Annotated in this window: 12 protein-coding genes; 6 read left to right on the forward strand and 6 right to left on the reverse strand. The window is 76.4% G+C overall.

Going from position 1 to position 13091, the window contains the following annotated elements:
• The first annotated feature begins 25 nt into the window (after window positions 1-25).
• Window positions 26-814 (forward strand): carbon-nitrogen hydrolase family protein, encoded by a 789-nt coding sequence (locus tag GTR02_RS13880; protein ID WP_166608090.1) that lies wholly within the window; start codon window positions 26-28, stop codon window positions 812-814.
• 6 nt (window positions 815-820) lie between these two features.
• Here GTR02_RS13880 and GTR02_RS13885 read toward each other — a convergent pair whose 3' ends face one another.
• A complete protein-coding gene (locus GTR02_RS13885; RefSeq protein ID WP_338073806.1) occupies window positions 821-2134 on the reverse strand; it encodes an MATE family efflux transporter in 1314 nt (437 codons plus the stop codon).
• A gap of 345 nt (window positions 2135-2479) precedes the next feature.
• Here GTR02_RS13885 and GTR02_RS13890 point away from each other — a divergent pair, with 345 nt between their 5' ends.
• Window positions 2480-5170 carry a replicative DNA helicase gene (locus tag GTR02_RS13890; RefSeq protein ID WP_205709252.1) on the forward strand — a complete coding sequence of 897 codons (2691 nt, stop codon included), beginning with the start codon at window positions 2480-2482 and terminating at the stop codon, window positions 5168-5170.
• A 46-nt stretch (window positions 5171-5216) separates the two neighbouring features.
• Here the strand turns inward: GTR02_RS13890 and GTR02_RS13895 are convergent, their stop codons facing one another.
• The 3 genes from GTR02_RS13895 to GTR02_RS13905 form a co-directional block, all read right to left on the reverse strand.
• Window positions 5217-5438, reverse strand: coding sequence for a hypothetical protein (locus GTR02_RS13895; RefSeq protein WP_166608093.1), 222 nt, complete (start codon window positions 5436-5438; stop codon window positions 5217-5219).
• A 66-nt stretch (window positions 5439-5504) separates the two neighbouring features.
• The gene (locus GTR02_RS13900) at window positions 5505-6641 is read right to left on the reverse strand and encodes a DNA glycosylase AlkZ-like family protein (RefSeq protein ID WP_166608094.1); all 1137 of its coding nucleotides are present in this window, start codon (window positions 6639-6641) and stop codon (window positions 5505-5507) included.
• Window positions 6642-6672: 31 nt separating this feature from the next.
• Complete coding sequence (locus GTR02_RS13905; protein ID WP_166608095.1) at window positions 6673-7425, reverse strand: TSUP family transporter; 753 nt, start codon at window positions 7423-7425, stop codon at window positions 6673-6675.
• A gap of 82 nt (window positions 7426-7507) precedes the next feature.
• Between GTR02_RS13905 and GTR02_RS13910 the strand changes: the two genes are divergently transcribed.
• From GTR02_RS13910 to GTR02_RS13920, 3 genes are read left to right on the forward strand one after another with little or no spacing between them, the layout of a single operon-like run.
• Window positions 7508-8974 carry a DNA polymerase IV gene (locus GTR02_RS13910; protein ID WP_166608096.1) on the forward strand — a complete coding sequence of 489 codons (1467 nt, stop codon included), beginning with the start codon at window positions 7508-7510 and terminating at the stop codon, window positions 8972-8974.
• Entirely contained in the window at window positions 8971-9837 is an 867-nt protein-coding gene (locus tag GTR02_RS13915) for a DNA-3-methyladenine glycosylase family protein (RefSeq protein WP_338073807.1), read from the forward strand. Before GTR02_RS13910 ends, GTR02_RS13915 begins: the two co-directional genes overlap by 4 nt.
• 15 nt (window positions 9838-9852) lie before the next feature.
• The gene (locus GTR02_RS13920; protein WP_166608097.1) at window positions 9853-10587 is read left to right on the forward strand and encodes an SDR family oxidoreductase; all 735 of its coding nucleotides are present in this window, start codon (window positions 9853-9855) and stop codon (window positions 10585-10587) included.
• A gap of 58 nt (window positions 10588-10645) precedes the next feature.
• On the opposite strand, the gene GTR02_RS13925 is transcribed toward GTR02_RS13920, so the two are convergent.
• Together GTR02_RS13925 and GTR02_RS13930 are read right to left on the reverse strand one after the other, a co-directional pair.
• Entirely contained in the window at window positions 10646-10816 is a 171-nt protein-coding gene (locus GTR02_RS13925; RefSeq protein ID WP_166608098.1) for a CsbD family protein, read from the reverse strand.
• A 77-nt stretch (window positions 10817-10893) separates the two neighbouring features.
• Window positions 10894-11829, reverse strand: a complete 936-nt coding sequence (locus GTR02_RS13930) for a LysR substrate-binding domain-containing protein (protein WP_205709249.1) — start codon at window positions 11827-11829, stop codon at window positions 10894-10896.
• A gap of 99 nt (window positions 11830-11928) precedes the next feature.
• On the opposite strand from GTR02_RS13930, the gene GTR02_RS13935 reads away from it, so the two are divergent.
• Window positions 11929-13091, forward strand: a 1163-nt coding sequence (locus GTR02_RS13935; RefSeq protein ID WP_205709250.1) for an MFS transporter, incomplete at its 3' end; no start/stop codon positions are given.

Genomic DNA, 13091 nt, shown 5'->3' on the forward strand with positions numbered 1-13091 from the left:
CACCCGGACACGACCCGGAGGTCCCGTGCGCACCGCCCTGGCCCAGACGACCAGCACGACCGACCCGCAGGCCAACCTCGGTCTCGTGGCGGCGGAGGTCGACCGCGCCCGCGACGCGGGCGCCCGGCTGCTCGTGCTCCCCGAGGCCATGATCTGCCGCTTCGGCGTCCCGCTCGGCCCGGTCGCGGAAGGCGTCGACGGCCCGTGGGCGAGCGCCGTCGAGCGCCTCGCGGACGCCGCGGGCCTCACGGTCGTCGCGGGGTCCTTCACCCCCGCCCCCGACGGTCGCGTCCGCAACACCCTGCTCGCCGTCGGCGCGGGCGTGCGCGCCCACTACGACAAGGTCCACCTCTTCGACGCCTTCGGCTTCGCGGAGTCCCGCACCGTCGAGGCCGGCACCGAGCCCGTCGTGATCGACGTCGACGGCGTCGGCGTCGGCCTCGCGACCTGCTACGACGTCCGGTTCCCGGGGCTGTTCCAGGCGCTCGCGGACCGTGGCGCGCAGGTGGTCGCCCTCGCGGCGTCGTGGGGGGCCGGCCCGCGCAAGGTCGAGCAGTGGCAGCTGCTCACCGCGGCGCGCGCCCTGGACTCGACGTGCTTCGTGCTGGCCTGCGGGCAGGCCGACCCCGCGACGACGGGCGAGGAGCCGACCGGCGCCCCGACGGGCGTGGGGCACTCGCGGGTCGTGGGGCCGCTCGGCGAGGTCGTCGCGGAGCTCGGGGCGGCCGCGGGGACGCTGGTCGTCGACCTCGACCTCGCGCAGGTCGCGGCCGCGCGCGCGAGCCTGCCGGTGCTCGCGAACCGGCGGTTCTGAGGCGCCTCAGGCGCCCGTCACCATCCAGCCGCCCGACCGCTCGCGGCGCACGAGGGTGAGCAGGCGCGCGAGCACGAAGGCGCCGGCGAAGGCGATCCACAGCCAGACCAGCCCCGTGCGGCCCGCGGGCGCGACCTGGGCGACGAGGACGGCGAGCGGCGCGTAGACCGCGAGGGTGACCAGCCCGGCCCGGGCGAGGTAGCGGCCGTCGCCCGCGCCGATGAGGACGCCGTCCAGGACGAACACCCAGCCCGCGAGGGGCAGCGACGCGGCCACCACCAGCAGCGCGGCGGCCAGCTGCGCGCGCACGTCCGCGTCGGGGGCGAAGAACCCCGCGACACCCCCGGCGGCGACGCCGACGACGAGGCCGAGGACGGCGCCCACGGCGACGCCCCACTGCACCATCCGCCGCACGCTCGCGCGCACGCCCTCGACGTCGGCGGCGCCCAGCGCGCGCCCCACCAGCGCCTGCGCCGCGATCGCGAGGGCGTCGAGCGCGAGGGCCGTCGTGGTCCAGACGGTCATGGCGACCTGGTGGGCGGCGACCGAGGCGTCGCCCTGCGCGGCCGCCACCGCCGTGGTCAGCAGCAGGGCCGCGCGCAGCGTGAGCGTGCGCACCAGCAGCGGCACGCCCTCCAGCGCGGTCCGCAGCACGCCGAACGGGTGGGGCCGCACGCGGGCGCCGGTGCGCCGCACGCCGCGCGCCACGACGACGGCGAGCGCGACCGCCATGAGCACCTGCGTGCCGGCCGTGCCGATCGCGGACCCGGCGATCCCGAGGTGCAGGCCGTGCACGAGCAGGAGGTTGAGGACGGCGTTGAGCACGGCCCCGGCCCCCGCCACGACGAGCGGCGTCCGGGTGTCCTGCAGGCCGCGCAGGACCCCCGTGGCCGCGAGGACGACGAGCATGGCGGGCAGTCCGGGCAGGCTGAGGTGCAGGTAGGTCACGGCGTAGGGGCGGGCCGCGGCGGACGCCCCGAGGGCGTCGACCACCCAGCCCGCGCCCGGCACGGCGAGCGCCGCCGTGACCACCCCGAGGCCCAGCGCGAGCCACATGCCGTCGACCCCCTGCGCGAGCGCCCCGGCCTCGTCGCCGGCGCCCAGGCGGCGCGCCACGCTCGCGGTCGTGCCGTAGGCGAGGAAGACGAAGACGCTGACGGCGGTCGACAGGGCGGCGCCGGCGAGGCCCAGCCCGGCCAGGGGCAGCGTCCCCAGCCGGGCGACGATCGCGGAGTCGGCGAGCAGGAACAGCGGCTCCGCGACGAGGGCGCCCAGCGCCGGGACGGCCAACCGGAGGATGTCGGCATCACGGCGCGTCACCTGGAGTCGCCGGGCCAGACCGTTACCGGACCGCAACACGCTGGCCACCCGCCCGTCGTCCGGAAGACTTTCCCCTCCACACGGGGTGGACGACATCGTCGCAGGTCAGAGGCTGATCACCCACCAGACCGGTCGCCCTTCGGCGTGTTGTCCCCAGGGTTGTCCACCGCCTGTGCACAACCGTCCCCCCGTCGTCCACAGGTTGTCAACGGGGCTGTGCACAGGGCGGTTTGACCCTGCCGCGGCCGTGCACCAGTGTCGGCGGCGCCCTGTAGGACTGCCCCGTCGAGACGTTCGGCGGACACCTGCAGGAGAGAGAGGCGCTGCGTGACGATCGACGAGAACCTGCCCACCCAGTGGGACGGATTCGAGGACGAGCCCCGTCGCGGCGGCCGGGGCGGCAGCGACCGCGGCCCCTCCGTCGGCAGCGAGCCGTACGAACGGATGCCCCCGCAGGACATCGCCGCGGAGCAGGGCGTGCTCGGCGGGATGATGCTCTCCAAGGACGCCATCGCCGACGTCGTCGAGGCCCTCAAGGGCGTGGACTTCTACCGCCCGGCGCACGAGCTCATCTACGAGGCGATCCTCGACCTCTACGGCCGCGGCGAGCCGGCCGACCCGGTCACGGTGTCGGCGGAGCTGACCAACCGCGGTGAGCTCTCCCGCGTCGGCGGCACCCCGTACCTGCACGACCTGATCTCCACCGTGCCCACCGCCGCCAACGCCGGGTACTACGCCGTGATCGTCCGCGAGCGCGCCGTGCTCCGCCGCCTCGTCGAGGCCGGCACCCGGATCGTGCAGATGGGCTACGGCACCGACGGGGGCGACGTCGAGACGATCGTCAACGCCGCGCAGGCCGCCGTGTACGCCGTGACGGAGAAGCGGGTCCGCGAGGACTACGCGCCGCTGGGCGAGATCATCGAGGGCGCGATCGACGAGATCGAGGCGTCCGCGCACCGCGGCGAGGGCATGGTCGGCGTCCCCACGGGCTTCGCCGACCTGGACGGCCTGACCAACGGCCTGCACCCCGGTCAGATGATCGTCATCGCGGCGAGACCCGCAGTCGGGAAAAGCACCCTAGGACTCGACATCGCCCGGGCCTGCTCGATCAAACACGGTCTGGCGTCGGTGATCTTCTCCCTGGAGATGGGCCGCAACGAGATCTCGATGCGCCTGCTGTCCGCCGAGGCGCGCATCCCGCTGCAGAACATGCGCAAGGGCACGATGCGCGAGGACGACTGGACCAAGCTCGCCCGCACCATGGGCGCCCTGGCCGACGCGCCGCTCTACATCGACGACTCGCCGAACATGTCGCTCATGGAGATCCGGTCGAAGTGCCGGCGCTTGAAGCAGAAGGCCGACCTGAAGCTCGTCATCGTCGACTACCTGCAGCTCATGTCCTCCGGGAAGAAGGTCGAGAGCCGCCAGCAGGAGGTCGCCGAGTTCTCCCGGGCCCTGAAGCTGCTGGCCAAGGAGCTCGAGGTCCCCGTCATCGCGCTCTCGCAGCTGAACCGCGGTCCGGAGCAGCGCACCGACAAGAAGCCGATGATCAGCGACCTCCGCGAGTCCGGGTGCCTCACCGCCGACACCCGCGTCCTGCGTGCCGACACCGGCGCGGAGACCACGATGGAGGAGCTGTTCGCGCTGCAGGCGCGCGACGTCCCGGTCTGGACGCTCGACGAGTCGTTGCGCTACGTCCGCCGGCACCTCACCCACGTCTTCCCGACGGGCGTCCGCCCCGTCTTCAGGATGCGGACCGCGTCGGGCAAGGTCGTGCGGGCGACGGCCAACCACCCCTTCCTCACCTACGAGGGCTGGACGCCGCTGGGCGAGCTGCAGGTGGGCTCGCGGCTCGCGGTCCCGCGCCACGTCCCCGCCCCCGAGCGGATCGCCAGCTGGGACGACGACCGCGTGCTCCTCCTGGCGCACCTGATCGGCGACGGCTCCTTCGTGCGGCGTCAGCCGCTGCGCTACGCCAGCGTCGACGAGGAGAACCTCGCGGCGGTGACGGGGGCCGCCACCCGCGCCTTCGGCATCACGGCGGTGCGGGACGAGTACGCGGCGGCGCGCTGCACCAGCCTGCGGCTGCCGGCGCCGTACCACCTGACGCACGGGCGCCGGAACCCGATCGCGGCGTGGCTCGACGACCTCGGGCTCTTCGGGTCGCGCAGCTACGAGAAGTTCGTCCCGGCCGAGCTGTTCCACCTGCCCAAGCGGCAGATCGCCCTGTTCCTCAACCACCTGTGGGCCACCGACGGGTCGGTCACGGTCAACGCGGCAGGGCGCGGTGGGCGCATCTGCTACGCCTCGACGAGCCGACGGCTCATCGACGACGTGTCCCGCCTGCTGCTGCGCTTCGGGATCTCGACGCGGGTGCGGACGGCCACGCCGAAGGGCACCTACCGTCCCGGCTACACGCTCGACGTGTCCGGCGTCGACGACCAGCGGCGCTTCCTGCAGGAGATCGGTGTCCACGGGGCCCGCGGACAGGCAGCGGCACGCCTCCTCGACGTGATCCGCGACGTCGAGGCCAACAGCAACGTGGACACCGTTCCCCGCCAGGTCTGGGACGACGTCCGCTCCGTCTTGGTGGAGAAGGGCATCACCCACCGGGAGTTCGCGGCCGCCATGGGCACCGCCTTCTGCGGCAGCCCCCAGTGGAAGCACGCCCCGTCGCGCCAGCGCCTCGGCAAGGTGGCGGAACTGCTCGGTGACGCGGACCTCGAGGTCATGGCCGTCAACGACGTCCTGTGGGACGAGGTCGTGGCCATCGAACCGGACGGCGAGGAGCAGGTCTACGACGCCACCGTGGCCGGCGGCCACAACTTCGTGGCGAACGGCATCGCGGTCCACAACTCCATCGAGCAGGACGCGGACATGGTCATCCTGCTGCACCGGGAGGACATGTACGAGAAGGAGTCTCCCCGCGCCGGGGAGGCCGACTTCATCGTCGCCAAGCACCGCAACGGCCCGACGGACACCATCACCGTCGCGTTCCAGGGGCACTACTCGCGCTTCGTGGACATGGCCACGTGACGCGCCGGGCGACCTGAGGCGTCGGGGAGCGCAGGCCCCGCCCGCGTCAGAGGACGGCGCGGCGGGCGGCGCCCAGGGTGGACCAGTGGCGGGCGCGGCGGGCGTCGCCGACCGGCGTCACGGAGCCGTCGGTCGGGACGGGCGCGGGCGCCGAGGGCTCCGCGACCGTCGTCGCCCGGCGGGGGGCGGGCGCGGGCCGCGACTCGACGTAGGCCTGGGCCGCCAGCACGGAGGCGACGCTGACGGTGGGGCTGCTGGGTCCGGGCACGGGACGTCCTCTCGTCGGGGGCGGGCTGGCCCCGCAGCCCAGTGATCGGTGCGCTCCCCGACCTTCCTAGAGCCCGTCCGCCCGGTTTCCCCCGGTCGGCGGAGCCGGAGGTGCGGCCGTTCGGGACGCCCGGGCGCGGCCGCGGGCGGGGGCCGGTGGGTCGTCGAGGAACCCGTTCGGCAGCGTGCGCAGCCGCCGTTCGACACCCGCCGTGACGGCCGGGGCGAAGGCGGTGAAGGGGGTGGTCGCCGCGGTCCCCCTCTCGCGCACCCACGTGCCGACGATGTGACCACCGGTGACGACCATGCCCCGGAAGACCCCGTTCCCGCCGGGGCACACGGCGTCGGCGTGCTCGGGGGCGAGGACGTGGTGGCGGTCGGCGTAGCCGAGCAGGAACTCGTCGAAGCCGGGCAGCAGGTGGACCGCCCGAGCCGCGGCGCCGGACGCCGCGAGCAGCTCGACCGCGTCGGGGGCCACGAGGTGCTCCACGCCGTCGACGTCGAGGGCCTCGAACCCGGCGCGCACCCCCGCGAACGCCCGCCGCGCCGCGGTCAGCGGCAGCTTCGTCCAGGCCGCGAAGTCGTGCGCGGTCGCCGGCCCGTGCCCGGTGACGTAGCGCCGGGCCCACTCCGCGAGCGCGTCCTCACCCTCCAGCCGCCGGGGTGAGCGCACCCACTCCGCGAGCAGGACCACGAGCTGCTCGCGGCCCTGCGGCGGTCCCAGGACGAGGGTGCCCGTGAGGGCCAGGTGCGCGAGGAGCACCGGCGTGCGCTGCCCGCCGACGTCGAGGCCCGCGGCCGTCCAGGCCGCGGCGAGCTCGGCGCGGCGCGCGGCGCGCCCGCCGGTGAGCACGCCGACGGCGACGTCGCGGGCCCGCTCGGCGACGGCCTCGGTGAGCCCCAGCTCGCGGCGCCGGGTGGTGAGCGCGGTGACGGTGCGGGGCGCGGTCAGGCCCAGCACCCAGCCGGCGTCCTCGGCGGCCAGCAGGTGCAGCGTGCCGCGCATCGGCCACGTGCGCACGACCTCGCCCGCCGCGAGCGCCGCCCGGAACCCCGCCACGTCGGCGGCCCCGTGCCGCAGCGCGACGGCGGTGGCCGCGGCCCGCAGGTCCTGGGCCTGCAAGGCGCCGAGGTGGCGCACGACCTGCGCGGCCCCCGGCAGCGGGGCCGCGACGCGCTGGGCGGCGAGGCGCAGCAGCCCCACCCGGGTTGAGGGCCACCGCGCCGCGCCCACGTCAGCGCACCAGGTTCAGGCTCGACACGACGACCGCGCCCAGGACGAGGTTCTCGAACCTCTTCGCGTCGAGCCGCCCGACGACCCACCGCCCGAGCAGCGCGCCGAGGACGACGGCCGGCAGGAGCCACAGGTCCAGCACGAGGGAGTCGACGCTGATGAGCCCGAGCGCGATGCTGAACGGCAGCTTGAACAGGTTGACGATGAAGAAGAACCAGGCGCCGGTGCCCAGGAACGCCATGACGGGCAGGGCCATCGTGAACAGGTAGATCGCCATGGGCGCCCCGCCGGCGTTGGCGACCATCGTCGTGAACCCGGCGAGGAACCCGAAGGCGCCGGCGAGGAGCAGCCGGCGGGTGCGGGAGGCGGGCAGGGCCCCGCCCGTGCGAGCGAGGCGGCGCTGGCGCAGCACGTGGATGAGGACGAGGGCCAGCAGCACGACGCCGATCGAGCGCCGCATGACGGTGTCGTCGACGACCGCGACGAAACCCACCCCGACCACGACGCCGACGGCGACGGACGGGAAGAGCCGCACCAGCAGGCCCCAGTCGGCGTGGCGCCGGTAGGCCGCGATCGCGAACACGTCGCCCACGAGGAGCAGCGGCAGGATCGTCCCCGTCGACTCGCGGGCCGGCAGGACCGCGGCGAACACCGCGACGGCGACGAGCCCGGCCCCGCCGATCGCGGTCTTGGAGAACCCGACGACGAGCGCGGCGAGCGCCAGGGCGACGTAGGTCCCCGTGCTCAGGTCCACGCGGGACCCCCCGCGGTGGCGCGGACGGGTCGACGTCGGGGCGGCAGCACCCTCGCCACGGTAGGGCGCGCAGAATCGGGGGGTGCACCACCCCGACCCCTCGCGCCCCGGCGTGCTGCACCTGGACCTCGACGCGTTCTTCGCCGCGGTCGAGCAGCGGGACAAGCCGTCGCTGCGGGGCCGGCCCGTCGTGGTGGGCGGGACGGGCTGGCGCGGGGTGGTGGCGACCGCCTCCTACGAGGCCCGCGTGTTCGGGATCGGCTCGGCCATGCCGACGCAGCAGGCGCGGCGCCTGTGCCCGAACGCGGCGTACCTCGCGGGCCGCTTCGACGCCTACCGCGTCGTGTCCGACCGGGTGATGGAGCTGGCCCGGGAGTTGTCGCCCCTCGTGGAGCCGATGTCCCTCGACGAGGCCTACGTCGACCTCACCGTCGAGCACCCCACCATCGACGTCGAGGAGGTCACGGCGATCGCCGAGCGGTTCCGGGCCCGGGTGCGGGCCGCGACGGGCCTCACGGTCTCGGTGGGCGTGGGCGCCAGCAAGCTCGTCGCGAAGATCGCTTCGGACCTGCGCAAACCCGACGCGCTGGTCGTCGTGCCGCCGGCCGAGCAGGCCGCTGTGCTGGGTCCGCTCGCCGTCCGGACCCTGCCCGGGGTGGGGGCCTTGACCGCAGACCGCCTCACCCGCAGCGGGATCCGGACCGTCGCCGACCTCGCGCAGGCCGACGAGGCCGAGCTGGTGCGGACGTTCGGCAAGGCGCACGGCGGCGGCCTGCTGGCCTTCGCGCGCGGCATCGACCCGCGGCCCGTGGTGAGCGAGCGGGAGGCGAAGTCGGTCTCGGCCGAGGAGACGTTCGCGACCGACCTCACCGACCCGCGCGACCTCGCGGAACGGGCCCGCCGGATGGCCGACCGGGTCGCGGCTCGCCTCGCGGCCTCCGGCGTGTCCGGCCGCACGGTCACGATCAAGGTGCGGCGCTACGACTTCACGACGCTGAACCGCTCGCGCACCCTGACCCGGGCGACGTCGTCGGCCGCGGAGATCTCGGCCCGGGCGGCGGAGCTGCTCGCGGGCCTCGACGTCGCCGACGGCGTCCGGCTGCTCGGCGTCGGGGTGTCGGGGCTCTCGGAGTACTCGCAGACCGACCTCCTCGCCGACCTGCAGGCCGACGACGCCCTCGCGCCGGACGACGCCCTCGCGCCGGACGACGGCCCGCAGCCCGGGCTGGCCGCCGGCGACCAGGAGCCGGCGGCGGCCACCGCGGGCCCCGGGGCCGACCCGGGCGCCCCGCCCGTCACCCCGGGCGGGAGCGAGCAGCCCTACGGCCCCCCGGCCGTCGCGGTCGGCTGGCGACCGGGGCAGGACGTCGTGCACGCCGAGCACGGGCCCGGCTGGGTGCAGGGGTCCGGCGTCGGGCGCGTCACCGTCCGCTTCGAGGGCCCGCACACCCCCGTCGGCCGCGTCCGCACCTTCGCCGAGGACGACCCCGACCTCGCGCCCGCCCCGCCGCCCGTGTTCGCGGGCGAGCCCGACGGGGGGCAGCCGTGACCGTCCTGACCGCGCGCACCGCCGTGAACGTCGAGCCGCTTCGCCGGTGGCTGCTCGCCCACGCCCTGCCGGGGGCCGAGCGCCACGACCCCGTCACGGGTGAGCACACGCGGGTCGTGCCGTCCCCGGACGGGCCGGTCGTCGTGACCGTCGACCTCGGCGCGGCGCCGCGCAGCACGACCGTGCGGGTCCGCGTGGACTCCGGCGAGCCGTCCGCGGCCGTGCTGGCCGCGGTGCGCCGGTGGCTGGACCTGGACGCGGACACCGACGCCGTGGAGGCGGCGCTCGCGGCGTCGCCCGACCTCGCGCCCCTCGTCGCGGCCCGCCCGGGCCTGCGGGTCCCGCGCACCGTCGACGGCGCCGAGACGGCGCTGCTCACCGTCCTCGGCCAGCAGGTGTCGCTGGCCGCGGCGCGGACCTTCGGCGGCCGCCTCGTCGCGGCGCTGGGGCGGCCCGTGGCGGCCGGGCTCACGGCGTTCCCGTCGCCCGCGGTGCTCGCGGGCGCCGGGCCGGACGTGCTGCGGGCCACGACGGGGGTCACCGGGGCCCGCGCCCTGACCCTGCACGCGCTCGCGGTCGCGCTGGCCGAGGGCCTTGACCTCGACGCGGCCGCGCGCGACCCGGACGCGGCGCGCCGCGCGCACGCCGACCTCCTGGCCCTGCGCGGCATCGGGCCGTGGACCGCCGACTACGTGGCGCTGCGGGTGCTCGGCGACTCCGACGCGTTCCTCGGCTCCGACCTCGTCCTGCGGCGGGCGCTGGGCGGTGTCCCGGCCCGGGAGGCGACCGCGCGCGCGGAACCGTGGCGACCCTGGCGCGGTTACGCGCTGCTGCACCTGTGGACACGCGAGGTGTTCGCCTGACGCTACGGTCCTCGCGTGGACGGGACCGTGGTGGTGACGGGCGGCAGCCGGGGGATCGGCGCGGCGGTGGTGCAGGCGCTCGCGGCGCGCGGGATCCCCGTGTGCTTCAGCTACGCCACGCGCCGGGAGGCCGCCGACGCCGTCGCCTCCTCGGCCGAGGAGCTGGGGACCCGCGTCAAGGCGGTGCAGGCGGACGTCTCCGTCGAGGCGGACGTGCGGCGGCTGTTCGCCGAGGCCGACGCGATGGGCCCGCTGGGCGGGCTCGTGAACAACGCGGGGATCGCCGCGCCGCAGGCGAGGGTCGTCGACCTGGACGGGGAGCGGATCCGCCGCGTCCTCGACGTCAACGTGGTGGGCGCCTTCCTGTGCGCGGCGGCGGCGGTGCGCCGGCTCGCGACGCGCGGGGGCGGCACGATCGTCAACGTGTCCTCGCGCGCGGCCGTGCTCGGCAGCGCGGGGGAGTACGTGGACTACGCGGCGTCGAAGGCGGCCGTCGACGTCCTGACGGTCGGTCTCGCGGCCGAGGTCGCGGCGGACGGCATCCGCGTCGCGGGCGTGCGCCCCGGCCTGATCCGCACCGACATCCACGCCAGCGCGGGGGAGCCGGGACGCGTGGAACGCCTGCAGCGCAGCGTCCCGATGGGCCGCGGGGGCGAGGCCTCCGAGGTCGCGGAGGCCGTGGTGTGGCTCATGTCCGACGCGGCGTCCTACGTCACGGGCACGACGCTGGACGTCAGCGGCGGTCGCTGACCCGGGCCCGCGGGTGGTCGTGCCGGTGCGGCCGGCACGACCACGGGGGGTCTCGGTGCTACTTGAAGGCGTCCTTGACGTTCTCGCCCGCCTGCTTGAGCGAGCCCTTCGCCTGGTCGCCCTGGCCCTCGGCGCGCAGCTCCTCGTCACCCGTCGCGGCGCCGACCTTCTCCTTGCCCTGACCGCCGACCTTCTCGGCCGCGTTCTTGATCTTGTCGTCCAGGCCCATGTCGTCCTCCTCGTCTCGAGGGGACGTCGACGTCCCCTCCGGCGACAGTGGCACAGGGGGCCCGTCCCAGCGACCGCTCAGGGGCCGACCGGCCCGGGACCCAGCGGGGCGGGGTGGCGCAGCACGGCGTCGCGGAAGGCGGCGGCCGCGCGGGGGAGGTCGCCCTCGCGCCAGACGAGGCCCAGCGTGCGCGACGTCGTCGCCCCCTCGAGCGGGCGCTCGACCACGCCGCGCGCGCCGTCGGCCGCGGGCAGGACCGCGACGCCGAGACCGGCCGCGACGAGCCCCCGCACCGTGTCGGCGTCCTGCCCCTCGAACGCGATCCGCGGCGCGACGCCGGCCTCGGCGAACATCCGGTCCACCGTGCTGCGCAGCCCGTAGCCCGGTTCGAAGACGACGAACTCCTCGTGCGCCGCGTCGGCGAGGCGCAGCCGGGCCCGGGCCGCGAGCGGGTGGCCCGGCGGCAGCGCCAGGACGAGCGGCTGCTCCAGCAGGGCGTGGACCACCAGGCCGGCGCGCCGCGGCAGCGGTGACGTGAGGACCAGGTCCACCGCGCCCGCGTCGAGCTCGGCGAGCAGCGCGGCGGCGGCGCCCTGCCGCAGCGAGAACCGGGCGTGCGGGTGCTCGTCGCGGAAGGCGCGCACGAGCGCCGGGACCGCGCTCGGCCCGAGCGTGTGCAGGAAGCCCAGCGCGACGCGGCCGGTGCCCGGGGCGTCGTCCTCGCGCACCCGGCGCACCCCGCGCTCGAGCTCCGCGAGCGCCCGCGCGGCCGCCGCGGCCAGCGCCGTCCCGGCGGCCGTGAGCCGCACGCCGCGCCCCGCGGGGACGAGCAGCCGGACGCCCACGGCCTCCGCGACCCGGGCCAGCGCCCGGCTGACCGTGGGCTGCCCGAGCCCCAGGGCCCCCGCGGCCCGCGTCACGTGCCCGTGCTCGGCGACCGCGACGAGGATCCGCAGCGGTCCCGCGAGCGCGCGCAGCGCGTTCTCGACCTCCCGGTCCGCTGACCCGTCCACGCTCCCGCGCTCCCGCTCCGGCACAGCCCCCAGCATCGCATCGGTCCGACGTGCTCCATGCATTGGACGCATCGGTCGCGCCTGCCTAGCGTCGTCGGGGTGACCGTGCCCGACCCGACCGCCGGGCCCCACCCGACCGCCGGACCCCGCACGAGCGCTGTGCCCTGGACGGGTCACGCCCGGGACAGCGCGGGGTACCGCCGCATCGTCGTGGCGCTGTTCGCGGCGGGGGTCGCGACCTTCGCGCAGCTCTACTCCGTCCAGGCCGTGCTGCCCGCGCTGGCCGGTGACCTCGACGTCACCGCCTCCCGGGCCGCGCTGGGCGTCTCGGTGGCCACGGGCGCGCTCGCGGTGGGCGTCGTCGGGTGGAGCGCGCTCGCCGACCGCGTCGGCCGGGTGCCGGCCATGGTCGCCTCGGTCGTGCTGGCGAGCGCGCTGGGTCTCGCGGTGCCCGTCGCGCCCGGGCTGGGCGGCCTGCTGGTGCTGCGCGCGCTGCAGGGCGCCGCGCTCGGGGGGCTGCCGGCGGTGGCGATGGCCTACCTGGCCGAGGAGGTGCGCGCGGCGCACGTGGCCCGCGCGGCCGCCGCCTACGTCGCAGGGACCTCCGTCGGAGGGCTCTCCGGCCGCGTCGTGTCCAGCGCCGTGGCCGACCTGGCGTCGTGGCGCTGGGGCGTCGGGGCCGTCGCCGTCCTCGGCGTGGCCGCCACCGTCGTGTTCTGCGTCCTCGTGCCGCGTTCGCGGGGGTTCACGGGCCGCCGCCGGGCCCCCGGCGAGGCGGGCCTGGCGCGGCGGCTCTCCGCCGCCCTCGCCGACCCCGGCCTGCTGGTCCTGTACGCGCAGGCGCTGCTGCTGATGGGCGCTTTCGTGACGGTCTACAACTACCTGGGCTTCCGGCTGCTCGCCGCGCCGTACGGGCTGTCGCAGACGGTGGTGGGCCTGCTGTTCGTCACCTACCTGGCCGGGACCGCGAGCTCCGCGCTCGCCGGCCGGCTGGCCGAGCGCACCTCCCGGCTCACGGTCCTGCTGGCCGCCGGCGCGGCGTTCGCCGCGGGGTGCCTGCTGACCCTGGCCGGGCCGCTGCCCCTCGTGGTCGCGGGGCTCGTGCTGCTGACGGCGGGGTTCTTCGCCGCCCACGCCACCGCGTCCGGCTGGACCGGGGCGCGCGCCCGCCCCGGCGTGCGGGCGCAGGCCTCGGCGCTCTACACGTTCGCCTACTACCTCGGCTCCAGCGTGCTGGGCTGGCTCGGCGGTGCGTTCTGGGG

It is taken from the genome of Kineococcus siccus, assembly GCF_009906795.1.
Lineage (GTDB): Bacteria > Actinomycetota > Actinomycetes > Actinomycetales > Kineococcaceae > Kineococcus > Kineococcus siccus.

Excerpts from the sequence above, each read along its gene's own strand:
- GTR02_RS13925 (WP_166608098.1), bottom strand. The coding sequence starts at position 10,816 with ATGGGCCTGGACGACAAGATCAAGAACGCGGCCGAGAAGGTCGGCGGT.